Annotated in this window: 15 protein-coding genes; 4 read left to right on the top strand and 11 right to left on the bottom strand. The window is 34.9% G+C overall.

Translation table 11 applies throughout. The annotated features are described in order from the left end of the window. Positions 1-37 precede the first annotated feature (37 nt). From A5821_RS15710 to A5821_RS15700, 3 genes are all read right to left on the bottom strand, one after another. On the bottom strand, positions 38-853 hold the full coding sequence (locus A5821_RS15710; protein ID WP_086315652.1) for a hypothetical protein: 816 nt from the start codon (positions 851-853) through the stop codon (positions 38-40). Positions 854-937: 84 nt separating this feature from the next. Beyond that, a complete protein-coding gene (gene dapF / locus A5821_RS15705; RefSeq protein WP_086315651.1) occupies positions 938-1,921 on the bottom strand; it encodes a diaminopimelate epimerase in 984 nt (327 codons plus the stop codon). A gap of 133 nt (positions 1,922-2,054) precedes the next feature. Further along, on the bottom strand, positions 2,055-2,663 hold the full coding sequence (locus A5821_RS15700) for a superoxide dismutase (RefSeq protein ID WP_086315650.1): 609 nt from the start codon (positions 2,661-2,663) through the stop codon (positions 2,055-2,057). Positions 2,664-2,831: 168 nt separating this feature from the next. Between A5821_RS15700 and A5821_RS15695 the strand changes: the two genes are divergently transcribed. The 3 genes from A5821_RS15695 (at position 2,832) to A5821_RS15685 (ending at position 5,944) form a co-directional block, all read left to right on the top strand. Next, positions 2,832-3,644, top strand: a complete 813-nt coding sequence (locus tag A5821_RS15695; protein WP_086315649.1) for a DUF1189 domain-containing protein — start codon at positions 2,832-2,834, stop codon at positions 3,642-3,644. Positions 3,645-3,787: 143 nt separating this feature from the next. Next, a complete protein-coding gene (gene ispG / locus A5821_RS15690) occupies positions 3,788-4,879 on the top strand; it encodes a flavodoxin-dependent (E)-4-hydroxy-3-methylbut-2-enyl-diphosphate synthase (RefSeq protein ID WP_086315648.1) in 1,092 nt (363 codons plus the stop codon). Between the two features lie 102 nt (positions 4,880-4,981). Beyond that, positions 4,982-5,944 (top strand): phosphoglycerate dehydrogenase, encoded by a 963-nt coding sequence (locus tag A5821_RS15685; RefSeq protein ID WP_086315647.1) that lies wholly within the window; start codon positions 4,982-4,984, stop codon positions 5,942-5,944. A 48-nt stretch (positions 5,945-5,992) separates the two neighbouring features. On the opposite strand, the gene A5821_RS15680 is transcribed toward A5821_RS15685, so the two are convergent. Then, positions 5,993-6,928, bottom strand: a complete 936-nt coding sequence (locus A5821_RS15680; protein WP_086315646.1) for a glycosyltransferase family 2 protein — start codon at positions 6,926-6,928, stop codon at positions 5,993-5,995. A gap of 416 nt (positions 6,929-7,344) precedes the next feature. Between A5821_RS15680 and A5821_RS15675 the strand changes: the two genes are divergently transcribed. Next, a complete protein-coding gene (locus A5821_RS15675; protein WP_086315645.1) occupies positions 7,345-8,832 on the top strand; it encodes a helix-turn-helix domain-containing protein in 1,488 nt (495 codons plus the stop codon). Between the two features lie 137 nt (positions 8,833-8,969). Here A5821_RS15675 and A5821_RS15670 read toward each other — a convergent pair whose 3' ends face one another. The 7 genes from A5821_RS15670 to mltG form a co-directional block, all read right to left on the bottom strand. Next, entirely contained in the window at positions 8,970-9,281 is a 312-nt protein-coding gene (locus A5821_RS15670) for a HesB/YadR/YfhF family protein (protein WP_086315644.1), read from the bottom strand. 115 nt (positions 9,282-9,396) lie between these two features. Then, positions 9,397-10,062, bottom strand: coding sequence for a potassium channel family protein (locus A5821_RS15665; protein WP_086315643.1), 666 nt, complete (start codon positions 10,060-10,062; stop codon positions 9,397-9,399). 238 nt (positions 10,063-10,300) lie between these two features. Continuing rightward, positions 10,301-10,933, bottom strand: coding sequence for a response regulator (locus tag A5821_RS15660; RefSeq protein ID WP_086315642.1), 633 nt, complete (start codon positions 10,931-10,933; stop codon positions 10,301-10,303). Then, complete coding sequence (locus tag A5821_RS15655; protein ID WP_086315641.1) at positions 10,908-12,011, bottom strand: sensor histidine kinase; 1,104 nt, start codon at positions 12,009-12,011, stop codon at positions 10,908-10,910. The genes A5821_RS15660 and A5821_RS15655 overlap by 26 nt, the downstream gene beginning before the upstream one ends. Beyond that, complete coding sequence (gene liaF / locus A5821_RS15650) at positions 12,008-12,739, bottom strand: cell wall-active antibiotics response protein LiaF (protein ID WP_086315640.1); 732 nt, start codon at positions 12,737-12,739, stop codon at positions 12,008-12,010. The genes A5821_RS15655 and liaF overlap by 4 nt, the downstream gene beginning before the upstream one ends. A 178-nt stretch (positions 12,740-12,917) precedes the next feature. After that, positions 12,918-13,391 carry a transcription elongation factor GreA gene (greA, locus tag A5821_RS15645; RefSeq protein ID WP_025871513.1) on the bottom strand — a complete coding sequence of 158 codons (474 nt, stop codon included), beginning with the start codon at positions 13,389-13,391 and terminating at the stop codon, positions 12,918-12,920. A 250-nt stretch (positions 13,392-13,641) separates the two neighbouring features. Further along, entirely contained in the window at positions 13,642-14,784 is a 1,143-nt protein-coding gene (mltG, locus tag A5821_RS15640) for an endolytic transglycosylase MltG (protein ID WP_422392092.1), read from the bottom strand. Positions 14,785-15,203 lie beyond the last annotated feature (419 nt).

Raw genomic sequence — 15,203 nt, 5'->3', positions numbered from 1 at the left:
ATTTCAAGAATTATTGAAATAATTGATAGACAGGTCATTATTCATTTGGTTGAACTTCATCTTGTTCAGTTGCTGAACCATCGATTGCTTGCTTTTCTAGCAACTTATCAATGACATCCAATTGATCTGATAATTCTTTTTTCAATGTTTCATTTTTAATCTCAGATAGCTGATTGAAAATAAAAATAAAGTTTTCCATATTTGCTTCACTCGTCAGGACTCCATCACGATTCATTTCAGCGATGGATTGTTTTATCTCATTGTATTGTTTAACTTGAACATCCATTTGATCTAATACACTAGTGATTGCCTCGCTCCATTGATCTTTCATTTTGGAAACATCATTGCGTATCTTTATAATATCCTCTGCAGTTGTATTTTCTTTTATAACAACATCTAAATTTTCTGTTGTCCAGTCAGTCGGAGCTTGAACAAGTAAGTCACTTACTCTTTTTTGAATGCCGCTTTTATTTTTGACCTCTTCTATTTTAAGCAATAGTTCTTTTTTGCCTTGCCATACTTCCGAGTTGTCTGTTAAGAAATCTTTGCTTTTCAGTCCAAAATCTACTGCTTCGGTTTTTAATATAATGATATCTCTTTCTATATCTTTTATTTTTGCTTTTTCTATTGGTTCTACTAAAAATTCTTCTTGATCATTTTGATACAATTGACGGATTTGTTTATTCAAGCGTTTGATTTTTACAGCTTCGCTTTTTATTGTTGATTTTGCATACTCAACTTTTCTTTGTTGTTCTTGATTTGCCTTTGACCTTATCCCTATTAAACAGATGCTAATTGAACTTAGGATAACAATTATGTAAATAATTTTACCAACCCAACCACTTTTTACCACTATTACACTCCTTTTAAAGATACCTTTCTTTTCATAACCAACCTTTTATTATTGCCATTTAGACATACCAACCTTGTACGTCTGCTAATTATTTCTTTTGATAGATTCTAAAAATGCTATATAGTCTGTTTGCTCAATCGTTTCTATAATACTTAACTGTCCAAATTGCCCTAGGGTAACTTCTGCTAAAGTACCAGCTATCAAATGTGTCACCGTCGCATTTCCTATCAATTCCATCCAATAACCGTCTGAATCCTCTTCATGCACTACGGTTTTTACCATACCGCCAGTATTTTTGACAGTAATCGTTTCGTTAAATTCACCATTGTACAACAATACATACATCAAGCTACTCGCACACATTGCAGTTCCACAAGCATTAGTAAAACCAACTCCACGTTCAAACGTTCGAACAAAAATTTGATTTTCACCTAGTATTTCTACAAAACTTACATTGACCCCATCAGGAAATAGAGGATTATCTCCATTTACATATGTTGCAATTCGCTCAAACTCTCTGCTCATCAGTGTTTTATGATCTACAAATGCAATCAGATGAGGATTAGGAACTGCTACAGCTGAAAATTTTAATTCACTTGATAATTCTGGAATCACTTCATTCATGATCGTATTTTTGTTAGTGTTCATTGGGAGTGCTGCCGCTTCAAAACGGACAGGTGAAATCTCAACTTGATAGGTTACTACTTTTTCAGCAAGTTTAGGTGCTTTACGTACCTTGAGATCTGCAAACATTGTTTCTACAGTAAAGGATTCTTTGTTGTATTTTTCAGCTAAATACCTAGCAACCGTACGCAATCCATTACCACACATACTCGCTTCACTGCCATCACTATTGATCACACGCATCTTCGCTAGTGACTCTCCTTTAACGACTTTTTGTACCAGTAATAGACCATCTGCTCCACCCAAAAGTCCTGTATCTCTGTCACACAAAAAAATGCGTAAATCATTGATTTCCTTATCGGTTAATGGTCGTTCCAACTTTGTTTCATCTATCAAAAAGAAATCATTTTCTGATCCATGAACCTTCTGCATAGTTATATCCATGACAAAACTCCTTTATTCTCTGCCTTTACAGATTTTCTATCCTTAACTATTAGTATGCCATAAACAAAAAGAGGAAAACAGTGTATTTTACTGTTTTCCTCAAAAAGTTTATAAAAATATTCTTTTTTTCTGGTTATTTAGCCGCTGCAAAACGTTTGTTGACTTCATCCCAGTTTACAAGATTCCAAAATGCGTCAATATAATCTGGACGTACATTTTTGTAATTTAGATAGTAAGCATGTTCCCACACATCTAGTCCTAAAACAGGTGTTTTACCATCCATCAAAGGAGAATCTTGATTAGGTGTTGAAGTAATTTCTAGTTTGCCGTTATTTAAAACTAACCATGCCCAACCTGAACCAAAACGGCCAGTTGCAGCTACTTTAAATTCTTCTTTTAATTTATCGAAACTACCAAATGTTGAATCAATTGCCTCTTTGATATCACCTGTTGGTGCGCCACCTGCATTAGGTGCCATGATTTCCCAGAAGAAGGCATGGTTAGCATGTCCGCCGCCATTATTACGTACCGCTGTACGAATATCTTCAGGAATACTATCCATGTCAGCGATCAACTCTTCAATTGATTTAGTGCCAAGTTCAGGATGTTTGTCGATTGCTGCATTTAAGTTTGTCACATACGTGTTATGGTGTTTGTCGTGGTGTAGATGCATTGTTTCTACATCAATATAAGGTTCTAATGCGTCATAAGCATAAGGTAAATCTGGTAAAGTGTAAGTCATAAAAAAATCCCTCCATTAATTAAGTATAAAGTTTCATACATTTATAGCATAACAGATTTTATAGCAACCTTCAAAGTAATTGCTTACAAAGTTTGGTATAAACTTGTTTTTCCCTGTTAACTCCTTTAAAATGACGTGTGTACTCAATTTCAAGTCAGGAGAAAATTTATGAACTCATTTACGCTCTTTAAACACTCATTATTTCAATTAAATGACCTCCATCAAGCAAAAAAGATGCCGTTTTGGAAAGTCATTTTATATGTTCTTTTTCTAAGTATTATTCTTGCACTTCCTATAACAAAACAAATCTTTTCCATAATGCAAGACATCAAAAATGATGGACAAAAAATTGCTGCAAAACTGCCCGATTTTAAAATTACTGACGGAAAATTCCAAACAGCAAAAGGTGCTGAAGGATTCATTTACCAGACAAATTCTATCATCTTTACCTTTGACCCTGATGGAAAACGATCCGTTAATGATGTAACTGCTGATTCCGTTGGAAACGCTGTTGGTTTAGGCTTTTTACAAGATGAATTTGTTATCGCTCTGCCCAACTCAGGTGCTGCGGATTCACTACTGGGAGCTAGTCAATTTGAAGTCCCTTATTCTAAAGGAACACTTGATGGGCTAAATAGTGATAATTTAAAAAAATCATTAGATGAAGCCAATGTTCCTTTTTGGATAAAGCTAGTTGTTTTTATCTTTACCTTGTATCCAACTTTCATTAACTTGATCATCAATCTACTAATGGTTACAATCGGTGCTAACTTATATAGTAAAATTCGTTTATATAAACTACGCTTTTTAGACTGCCTAAAGATTTCAACTTATTGTGCGACATTACCTGTAATCATTAGCAGCGTTCTTCATTTTATCAATTCGGCTTTTGATGATAGCTTTTTGATTGTCTTCATTTCTTTATTGATATTTTTCTTTGCTATCCGTAAAGAAGAACGACAAGTACCGCCTTTAGCTTAAACCTAAATAAGAAATAGCCGCTCTATTCTTAACCTTTTCTTAGATTCTCAGTTCTATTATTATATGTTAAGATAGACCATGAATTATACTTGTTGAAAATTAGTAACCAAAATAATCGCGAAGCATTAAGGAGAGAATTCATTATGGGAGAATTGACCCATCGTAAAAATACACGTCGAGTTAAAGTTGGAGACTTAACAATCGGTGGCAGTGATGAGCTTTTTATTCAAAGTATGTGTACAACCAAAACACATGATGTTGACAGCACTGTAGCTCAAATCAAACGCTTAGAAGACGCAGGTTGTCAAATCGTTCGTGTTGCCGTTCCAGATGAGGCTGCTGCGGATGCATTAGGGGCAATCAAACGTCAGATCTCAATTCCCTTAGTGGCTGATATTCACTTTGACTATCGTTTAGCTCTGAAAGCAATTGAACAAGGTGTAGATAAAATCCGAATCAATCCTGGTAATATCGGACGTAAGGACCGTGTAGAAAAAGTTGTTACTGCTTGTAAAGCAAAAGGAATCCCAATCAGAATTGGTGTAAATGCTGGTTCATTAGAAAAAAAATTCTTGCAACAATATGGTTACCCCACTGCTGAAGCTATGGTTGCTAGTGCAGTTGAACACATTAAAATACTTGAAGAATTAAAGTTTTACGATATCATTGTGTCACTAAAAGCTAGCGATGTTAATTTAGCTATCGAAGCCTATTCTTTAGCTGCTCAAACTTTTGACTATCCTCTACATTTAGGAATTACTGAAGCTGGGACAAAATTTTCTGGTGGAATGAAATCTGCAGCAGGCTTAGGTGCCTTGCTTTCTCGAGGCATTGGAAATACTTGTCGTGTTTCCCTTTCAGCTGACCCTGTAGAAGAAATCAAAGTAGCCAAAGAAGTCCTAAAAGCCTTCGGTCTGGCAAGTAATGCTGCCACACTGATTTCTTGTCCAACTTGCGGACGAATCGAAATTGATTTGATTCCGATTGCGAATGAAATAGAAGAATATATTGAACAGATCAAAGCACCGATCAAAGTGGCTGTTTTAGGCTGTGCTGTTAATGGTCCAGGTGAAGCTCGCGAAGCAGATATCGGAATTGCTGGTGGAAACGGCAAAGGAATGCTGTTCAAAAAAGGGAAAATCATCCGTACTGTTCCAGAAGAAATAATGGTTGACGAATTAAAAAAAGAAGTGGATATCCTTGCAGCAGCGTATGCTCGTGGAGAAAAAATATAAGTTACATGATCCTAAAAAAGATTGAACTGTTTAATAAGCAGTTCAATCTTTTTTTGTTTGCGGTACATTTTTGTTACAATAGACTAGCAAGGAGGAATTCAAATGGGACAACCACTAATCTATCTTTATGAACAAATGAAAGAAGAACAAGTTGAAACAATCAGACAAAGTGCTCCTGATCATATAATCATTGATGCGAAAAGAGAAGTACCGCAAATAATTGAGGATGATATTGAAATCATGTTAGGCTGGGACAAGGACTTAGGACAACGTTTGCTTGACTCAAAAACAAGCCACTTGAAATGGGTCCAATCTGTTTCTGCCGGTGTTGACTCATATGATTTAAATCGTTTTGCTGAGAAAGGTATTTTACTATCCAACGCTAGCGGCATCCATAGCATCTCAATTGCAGAACATGTTTTAGGTGTTTTATTGGCTGAATTTAGAGGAATCCGCGCCAGTATCGATAATCAGTCAAAAAAGGAATGGTCCACCAATAACATTTCCTACCAACAATTATCTATGCAAAAAATGTTGATTGTTGGAACTGGCCGCATCGGTCAACAACTTGCTGTCTTTGCACAAGGCTTAGGTATCCAAACATATGGAGTCAATACTTCCGGTCACGTAACAAATGGTTTTATCGAGTGTTATTCTCATAAGAATATGAGTCGCATTGTTAATGAAATGGATATTGTTGTGAATATTCTACCTCTAACCGATGAGACTTATCAAATGTATAATGAAAGAATGTTTCTTTCGATGAAACCAGGAACTGTTTTTGTTAATGTTGGACGTGGGCCTTCTGTTAATACAAGTGATTTGATTCATGCATTAAATACAGGCCAACTAAGTTTTGCAGCACTAGATGTCTTTGAAGAGGAACCTTTACCTGAAAACAGTCCACTTTGGACTATGAAAAATGTTTTGATTACCCCTCATATCTCTGGCTTAACGCCTAAATTCAAAACAAAATTGTTGACTATATTTATGCAAAATCTCAAACAATATTTGACCGATAAAACTTTAGCTAAAAATGAAATAGCGTTACACCAAGGTTATTAAAAAATACTGACTCGAATCACTAATGAATAGTTTCGAGTCAGTATTTTATTATTTTTGATCTTTTTCTGTTTCTTTAACAAGATAGATCGGGCGTTTTTTTGTTTCCAAGAAAATTTTACCAATATATTTTCCTATAATTCCAAGGCAAAGTAACTGAAGTCCTCCAACAAACAAAATGATACAAACCATAGACGGCCATCCGCTAGTAGGGTCCCCTTTGATAATCGTTCTAAAAAAAATAACAAGCATTGCAATAACGGATCCCGCACATGAAAAAGCCCCCACATAAGAAGCCAGATTCAATGGCGCTTCTGAAAAGTTCACGATTCCATCAATCGAATAACTCAGTAAACTCCAGAATGACCATGAGGTAGCCCCAGCTACTCGTTCACGATTCTCGTAAGAAATATACTCTGTATTAAATCCTACCCAGCTGAAAATCCCTTTTGAAAAACGGTTATACTCTGTTAATTCTAAAATCCCATCAACCATTTGTCTTGTCATCAAGCGAAAATCTCTAGCTCCATCGACCATTTCAGTTTCACCGATTTTATTGACTAAACGATAAAACATCTTAGCAAAAAAGCTGCGGATAGGCGGTTCACCTTCGCGGTCACCTCGTCTGGTGCCAACACAATCTAATTCTTTATTCGTCTCTAACATTTGAATCATTTTCGGCAATAATTCAGGAGGATCTTGTAAATCCACATCCATCACGGTAACTAAACTGCCTTTCGCCTCTTTAAGTCCAGCATATAAGCCCGCTTCTTTCCCAAAATTTCTAGAAAAAGAAAGAAAACGAACCTTTTCAGGATGTTCTTTATATAAGTTTCTCAGTGTATTTAATGTTTGATCTTTTGACCCATCGTTAATAAATATATATTCTATATCATGGTGAATTTGCGAACTCACTTTCTCCACTTCTTCAAAAAACAATGGAATGGATTCCTCTTCATTGTAACAAGGAACAATAATTGATAGCATGAAATTTCCTCCAAAAAAAAGTATTATTTGTTGATTATAGCATACATCTACGCCTTAGTAATAAAAAAATTACGAATAAGATCATGACCTATTTCCACACGCTCATGACAGTACCATAAAAATCACCTAAAACAAATTTACGCGATATAAATAACACGCATTTTTTAATCGATTCATTTAAAAAAAGCGAACACCTCAATAATTATAAGGTTTACAAACAAAAAAATAATATTAATGTAACTTTAAATAATTATTACATTTTTGATTTATATTTAATTTACAATTGAAATCTATTGAACAAATGGTTATTATATAAAGAGAAAATGATTTTTAATCTATTAATATATTTATTTTTGTGAAATATATAACTTTCAATTATTATAAAAATCATAATTTATTACTAAGGGAGACTACATATGCTAGAAGACATTTTGTTAGATGACGTTGCGCAGCGTAAAATAAGCGTTTTTAATCAGTTATTGAACACCGCAAATGGTACATATAGCGTTCACTATTTTGAACAATTCACAGATTTTTCTTACGCCCGCTTAAACTCGTTGTTCTCTGAAATACATGAAGATCTCATGGAAAAACAAGGGCTTGCGTTATTAACTAGCCAAGGCAAAGTACATATTGATTTATCTAAGTTACGTGATATTCCATATTCACAATTTCTATTTCGTAAAAGTTTGCCTTATAAATTTTTACTGGCAACCATTTTAGAGAAGAATTATACAATAGAAAATTTTTGTAGAGACCATTTTATTAGCCGGGCTTCCATTATCCGTAGACTACAACCATTGATCAATTATTTAAAGGATTTCGATATTCAGTTAAACTGTTCAAAACTTCAGTTAACTGGAAAAGAAAACTTGATTCGTATTGTTTATTTAAACTTCTTTTGGATCGCATCTTATGGAGAAGACCTATTTTTAGCGTTGGATGAAACCAAACGAGGCTTTGATTTATTTGATCCGGAAGATCGTCAATGGATGACATACACAGAACCTAGAGAATGGTATTTGCTGACAACGATTTCTCAGCTACGTATCAAAAAAAAACATTTCATTATCGAACCTCCGTTTAAACAATTGGCTTTTCCTAAAGTAAATATGTCCTTTATTAAAAAATTAGAACAAGTAAATCTACCTCAACATTTCATAGAACGAGAATCCACTTTTCTTTCTTTTATGATGTTTTACTGGAATATTTATTTTTATGCAGATGATCCTAGAATTAGCTATGTAAAAGAATATATGACTAGCGAGCAGCAGCCTTTAAGTAATCTGATTGAACGTTTTGAAGATTTTTATCTTCCTTTATTCACAGAAAAACAACTTTCTGAGGCTGAGAGAGAGGTATTGAATATCAATATCTTTACTACTTGCCTCAATCACTCTGTGATAAAAGACTCACTACCACTAGCTATCAACTTTATGGAAACGTGTATAAAAAAACAAAACCCTTTATATGCTCCTCTTTCTGCAAAAGTGAGAGAATTCCTTAAACAAATTGTTTTAACTCCTGAATTTACGTGGATAAAAAATTGTTTGGAAGACTTAACCTATATTTGTTCATTTTTATTACTTCCTTTTTATGAACGAAGTAATCCAAAATATCAATTGAACGTGGGTATTATTTTATCACCAAATGCTATTTTTCTGCAGTCTCTTTTTGATTTTTTAGAACAAATTTCCTTTATTTCAGTTTCTTTTGTTTCTTCAGCTTCTGAGGATGACTACGATTTTTACATAGCTGCATCAAAGCTTTTGATACCAGATAAAGTCAAGGATAATGGTAACTTCCAAGTCATTCCATTATCTCCTGCATTAGATTATCAAGTAGGACTTATTGATACGTTACATAAAAAATATACAGCCAAGTCTTCTTCTTTAGACAGCTGATACCGTTAAATCTATTTTTCTCTGTACACTAAACAAGAATATCTAGCTCCTTCGCCGCTATGTCGAAGGAGCTTTTTCCAGTCACTTGTCCCGCTTACTCTGTCTTTTCTTTCTAAATAAGTGAAATACGAGTCAGACTATTGTTTCAAGTCTTCTTTATTTCCAGCAAATTTATATTGAGGTTCCTCTTTTTCCTCATCATAATCCACTAATAAATCATATCCTTTAAAGAACCAATCGTCTGTCTCTTCGATAAAATAAGTAATTCCATCGATTACTTCTTTGACTAATGGCTGATCTGGTGCTTCTACAGACATTGCGATTGAAAATCCTTCATGAACATCTGTTTTACCATAAATTTTACCATAAAAACGAATACCACTATCTGAAGTGACACCTACTTCATCTTTGAACCATTGTTGTGCACGTGGTGTAATTGTTAATTCCATCTTTCATTTCCTCCTAACATAAAAGCATTGCAATCTCGTTCAGCCGAGACTAATGCCATCTCACTCCTTGTCATTTTAGCATATAGTCAAATTTTCAGGGAATAAACTGCTTACCCTACTCATTCATTTTTTCATCTAACAAATCAACGTCGTCTGTTTCACCTACGACTAATAAGTTATCATTTTCTCTAACCATTTCTTCTGCTGCAGGTGATGTGATGACTTCAGATTTTGAGCGACGTATAGCAACAACCGTCAATCCAAACCGCTGACGGAAGTTTAATTCTCCTAATGTTTTGCCATAAAATTTTGGATTCGAGACACGCACCTCGGCTAAGGAAACTTCATTTGATAGCTCAATGTAATCTAAAATATTTCTAGAAACCAGTTTATGGGCAACCCTGATTCCCATATCTCTTTCCGGATGAACAACTAAATCTGCACCAATTTTTTCTAAGACTCTTGCATGGTATTCATTGACTGCTTTAGCCAAAACATTCGGTACACCCATTTCCTTCACCATTAAGGTGACCAAAATACTCGCTTGAATATCCTCTCCAATAGCCACAACTACATGATCAAAATTGCGAATACCCAAAGAGCGCAACGTCGCCTCATCCTGTGCATTTGCCACAACTGCGTGTGTTGCTATATTCATATATTCATTTACTCGATCTTCATTACTATCAATCGCCAGAACTTCTTGACCAGATTCAATCAACGTCTGACAAATACTGCCACCAAATCTCCCTAATCCAATAATTGCAAAATTTTGCTTCATGTTTATCATGCTCCTAGTGTTAAGTTTAATTTAAGTATAACAAACTGATACACAATTGAACAGAAACAGCGGTTCTATTTTATTATGCTTACCTATTGTTATGCAAAGAGGTATAAAACGTTTTGAGAAAAGTTCAAAGCCACAGAGGAGCCAATCGATTTTTCTTTTATTTCTTATTATAAATGCTAAAAAAAATAGAGAATAGAGTCATTAGTGGATGACTCTATTCTCTATTTCTTTATTTTGCCAATCCATGTTGAAACGCATAAATAGCTGCTTGTGTGCGGTCTTCAACATCTAGTTTCGCTAAAATATTTGAAACATGAGTTTTAACTGTTTTAAGCGTGATAAATAACTCATCCGCAATTTCCTGATTGCTGCGTCCTTTGGCAATCAACATTAAAATTTCATGTTCACGATTCGTCAAATCTTCATGCAACACGGGTTCGTGTTTTTTCGTTAAACGTTCCATCATTTTTGTTGTTACTTCTGGTTCTAAAACACGTTCTCCTCTAGAAATTGCTCGAATAGCATCTGCAATCTCATGAGCTGTCGAAGTTTTCAAAAGATAACCAGCAGCTCCTGCTTCAATTGCCGGATATACTTTTTCATCATCTATAAAACTAGTAACAATGATGATTCGAGCTTGCGGCCAATCTTTTAAAATCGCCTTCGTTGACTCGATTCCATCCATGACATCCATGACTAAATCCATTAGAATTACATCAGGTCTTAATTCTAATGCCTTCTCATAGCCAATCTGACCATTTTCAGCTTCTCCAACCACTTCAATATCTTCTTGAATCGACAAATAAGAGGATACGCCTAATCGTACCATTTCATGGTCATCTACTAACATTACTTTGATCACTTGCTAATTCCTCCTTTATTACAGGCACTTTGATCTCAACACTTGTTCCTTGACCTTTGAAGCTGATTATCTTAACAATACCGCCCATACCAGCTACACGTTCGCGAATATTTTTTAAACCGTAACTACCGGCTTTATTATCATTCTCACTCATATCGAAACCAACACCATCATCAACTAAACGCAATAACACATTTTTATCCACTTGATGTAAATAAACTTCAAGTTCTTTTGCTTTGGCATGTCGCAATGTGTTTGAAAGTAACTCCTGAACAATTCTAAATAGATGATCTTCGATGCTGTTATTCAAATGAACATCTTCAACATCCCAAGTCAATTCGATCTTGATTTTTGTTTGCAATTCTTTTAACAATTGCTCTATCCCTTTACGTAAGCTTTTTCCTTCTAAACTTACTGGACGCAAATGTAACAATAATGCGCGCATCTCAGATTGAGACGCGTTGATGATATCTGTTACCGTTACTAATTGTTTACGAAACATTTCAGGTGTCTCACTTCGTTGTGCTTGTTCATTCAGTGCTGATAGCATCATCATCGCAGCAAACAGCTGTTGACTGACAGAATCATGCAGTTCTCTAGCAAGCCTGTGCCGTTCTTCTTCTAAAATTTCTTCTTTTGTTTCCCCGTCCATCAATTGCGGACGGCTATTCAATAATTGCAATTCCTTTGACATTTCTAATAATTTCGTTCGGATTTTCAAGATATCTTGGTCAACTTCACCAATATATTGATCGTTACTTGCATGCGGTACATTCTTAGTAAGAGCAGGGCTTTCATAGCTACCTCTTGCTAATAAGCGAAGTTTTTCTTCAATTCTACCATATTGTGATTTTTGTACAATAGATACGAGTAAAAAAGTTGATAATCCGACTAAAAGAGAAATCAGGATCATATGGAAAATCAAAGGAATGTAAAATACTTTCCTTTGAAGTAATTCCAACATCCAATTTTTCTGTTTGATTGAATGAAAATATGAAAATAATGTTAGTAAAACAACAATAAATGTGCTGCAAGATGCGTATAAAGAAAGCATCTGTCGAGACATCTTACCCATCATACGCGAATCACCTCTAGATCCCCGACTAATGTATTTGTGATGATTTTCAATCGACGATTATTCGTATCAAAGTCATTGCTATAGACTTTTAAAGATTCATTTTTCAGATGGTATTTTTCTTCTTCAAAGTTAACATTTCCATAGAAAGTTGAATGTTCCAACATCACAGCAACACCTAATGGAACCAAAATTCTCGTCCGACCAAAACCTTTACGAATAATGATAATGCTATCATCTTTAGGTAATAATGTATTGCCTAAGTCAACGATCGTATCACCAGAAAGAATATCTATATTGATGTCATTCCACTCGTAAACATTGCTTCCTATACGCTCATTGGCAAACCATGGACGCTTAAAACGACGACCGCTTTTCGGTTCTACATTTGTCGTTTCTACCATAATCATTTGTTTCTTTCTCCATGGAGCTCGTTGTGTGATATCAACGCCAGCGATCTCTACACCCTTTAAGCCAACAAACAAAACAGCAAATACTAACATCAGCCAAAAAGCGGGACTATTCATTACTCCGATCAAAATTAAAATGATTCCTAATACTAATTGAAAGTTATTGAAATTACTGCGATGAACTTTTTTCATTGCATATACAACACTTAAGATACCCAACACTAATAAAACAGCTAGACCTGGGTTATGTATAATTTGCCATAAAGCTAAAATAAAAAGTAATGATTCTACTACAATAAAAAAACGCCATGGGTTATTCATCATAATCCCCCTTCCTATGAAATTAGTATACCTTGATTCCCATATTAATGTTAGTTGCTAAAGCCCCATTTTACTATAGGACTTTAGCCCTAATTTTTTCAGTATCTATTCAGGTTTAAAGGGCAAGTCAAAGCTAATAATAGCTTTGGCCCGCCCTTTGTGCTTATTCATTGTTTTGTTAGCCAACTTTTATGATTCTTACCTGCATATCTCCACCCGGAGTTGCAATAGCCACTTGATCGTTCAAGCGTTTACCAATCAATGCTTGTGCAATTGGTGAATCATTTGAAATTTTACCAGAAAATGGATCTGCTTCTGCACTGCCTACAATAGTATACTCTTCCTCATCACCATCTGGCAATTCAATAAATGTCACCGTTTTTCCAATCGAAACTTCGTCTGAATCAACACCACCATTATCAATGATCTGTGCAAAGCGAATCATATTTTCTAAGGTTGTGATTCGACCTTCTACAAAAGCTTGCTCATCTTTAGCGGACTCATACTCAGAGTTTTCTGATAGATCCCCAAAGCTTCTTGCAATTTTTATACGTTCAACGATCTCTTTTCGTTTAACTGTTTTTAGTTCTTCTAATTCTTGTTCTAATTTTTCTTTTCCTTCAAGTGTCATAGGAAATACTTTTTCTACCATGTTAATTTCTCCTTCTAAACTTACCACAATGTTTTATTTTGTTTTCATTGAAAAATTCCGCTTTCAATCCACAAAAGAGTACCACGCTTTAAGCAAATTGTAAATAATATTCACTTAATTTTTATAAATACAATAGATTTTCCTTGTAACAGAGCCCTTATCACGGTTCTCTTTGACTGGATTAATGGTAAAGCGAAACGAGCCGCCTAAATTATAGGTTGGCTCGTAATAAGATACGCAAACTTAAAAGCTATTCACTTTTTTCAGTTTCTGTGTTATTAACATATTTGTCCACAAATTCTTGATGTTGTTCATATGTCTCTGCAAAATAAACATTTCCAGTTGAGATATCCGCAACAAAGTAAAGATAATTATTTTGGATTGGATTTAAGACAGCGTTGATTGCTTGCTCACTTGGACTATCAAACGGTCCAGGACCATATCCAGTATTTTTATAAAGATTATACGGTGAATCTACTTCTAAATCTTTATACGTTACCAGTTCTTTGTGTTCACCTAGAGCATATAAAATTGAAATATCTGATTGCAATGGCATATTCGCTGCAATTCTATTAAAGAAAACTTGAGCGATTTTTTTACGGTCTTCTTCTTTCACGCCTTCTTTTTCTACCAATGACGCTAGTGTTAGTACTTGTTGGATCGTCATTCCCTTAGCATGAACCATTGGAATAAATGGCTCGATCACACTACTGGTCTTTGCGATCATTTGGTCAACAAAATCTTCTAACTTAGCATCTTTGTAATAGTCATAAGTTGCAGGGAATAAGTAACCTTCAAAGCGATAACGAACATCGCTTGCTTCAGCTGCACTGCCTAATAACTCTGGATACTTCTCTTTCATCTTATCGAAGAATGCTTGATTCTTCATTAGTTCGATAAATTGATCTTTCTTAAATTCGGTATTTTTCTCAATGGCATCCCCGATCTTATCAATATCAAAGCCTTCTGGAATCGTTACTTTTCCATCAGCCAACTGTGTGGGTTCAGCTGTTCCACCTTCTCTTAACAGTGCACCGATCTCATCCAATGTCATGTTAGGCGACATTTGGTAGTAGCCAGCCTGAAAATCAGTCAAATTTTTAAATTTTGCGTAATAATTGAAGACCATTCCGCTTTTGATAACTTTACTGTCTTCTAAAATGTTGGAAATTTTTTTATTCGACGAGTCTTCTGGAATGTGTACTTGAACCAATTTTGTATCTTTTTTATCGAGTGGTTGCAATCCTGCATTGACATACTTATAAAAAGTGAAACCAAAAATGGCAATCACCAGTAATAGGACTGATGCAACGATCAATACGATCCGACTAACAATACGGTCTTCTTTCTTTCTGGTACGTTTGTTGGAATTATCCTCTTTAGGACTCTGCATGTTGTCAGTCTCTGATGGATCACTTGGATTTTCAACTCGGCTTGCATGATGCTCTGCACTGCGAGAACCGACTGATTCTACTACATCTGTTTTTTCTGGTTCACTCGGGTTTTCTGACTGGAAATGGTATGCCCGATTATATTCTGCTTCGTTATGCTGCGATAGGTTCTGAGCATTATGTTCAGAAGAAGCTGAATCCTCATTCTCAATTTCTTCTCCACGCAAAGAACGCAAGACCTGATCTTTGAATGAAGACTTGGAATGATCTTGATTATTTTGGTTATCTTCTGCCAAAACAAATCCTCCTTACTTTCTATGTATCTTCTTTAACTTTTACCATTATACATGAAAGCTTTTTAAATTTAAACTTTTTTAGAGAAAAGTCACTAACTTGTAAGATTTGTTTTCTTGATTTGTTA

The organism is Enterococcus sp. 7F3_DIV0205 (assembly GCF_002141365.2).
Lineage (GTDB): Bacteria > Bacillota > Bacilli > Lactobacillales > Enterococcaceae > Enterococcus_L > Enterococcus_L palustris.
Note: the sequence above shows the minus strand (reverse complement) of the source record. Positions and strands in the feature narration are given on the sequence as shown.

Excerpts from the sequence above, each read along its gene's own strand:
- dapF (WP_086315651.1), bottom strand. The coding sequence starts at position 1,921 with ATGGATATAACTATGCAGAAGGTTCATGGATCAGAAAATGATTTCTTT.
- A5821_RS15700 (WP_086315650.1), bottom strand. The coding sequence starts at position 2,663 with ATGACTTACACTTTACCAGATTTACCTTATGCTTATGACGCATTAGAA.
- A5821_RS15695 (WP_086315649.1), top strand. The coding sequence starts at position 2,832 with ATGAACTCATTTACGCTCTTTAAACACTCATTATTTCAATTAAATGAC.
- ispG (WP_086315648.1), top strand. The coding sequence starts at position 3,788 with ATGGGAGAATTGACCCATCGTAAAAATACACGTCGAGTTAAAGTTGGA.
- A5821_RS15685 (WP_086315647.1), top strand. The coding sequence starts at position 4,982 with ATGGGACAACCACTAATCTATCTTTATGAACAAATGAAAGAAGAACAA.
- A5821_RS15680 (WP_086315646.1), bottom strand. The coding sequence starts at position 6,928 with ATGCTATCAATTATTGTTCCTTGTTACAATGAAGAGGAATCCATTCCA.
- A5821_RS15675 (WP_086315645.1), top strand. The coding sequence starts at position 7,345 with ATGCTAGAAGACATTTTGTTAGATGACGTTGCGCAGCGTAAAATAAGC.
- A5821_RS15670 (WP_086315644.1), bottom strand. The coding sequence starts at position 9,281 with ATGGAATTAACAATTACACCACGTGCACAACAATGGTTCAAAGATGAA.
- A5821_RS15665 (WP_086315643.1), bottom strand. The coding sequence starts at position 10,062 with ATGAAGCAAAATTTTGCAATTATTGGATTAGGGAGATTTGGTGGCAGT.
- A5821_RS15655 (WP_086315641.1), bottom strand. The coding sequence starts at position 12,011 with ATGATGGGTAAGATGTCTCGACAGATGCTTTCTTTATACGCATCTTGC.
- liaF (WP_086315640.1), bottom strand. The coding sequence starts at position 12,739 with ATGAATAACCCATGGCGTTTTTTTATTGTAGTAGAATCATTACTTTTT.
- greA (WP_025871513.1), bottom strand. The coding sequence starts at position 13,391 with ATGGTAGAAAAAGTATTTCCTATGACACTTGAAGGAAAAGAAAAATTA.
- mltG (WP_422392092.1), bottom strand. The coding sequence starts at position 14,784 with ATGCAGAGTCCTAAAGAGGATAATTCCAACAAACGTACCAGAAAGAAA.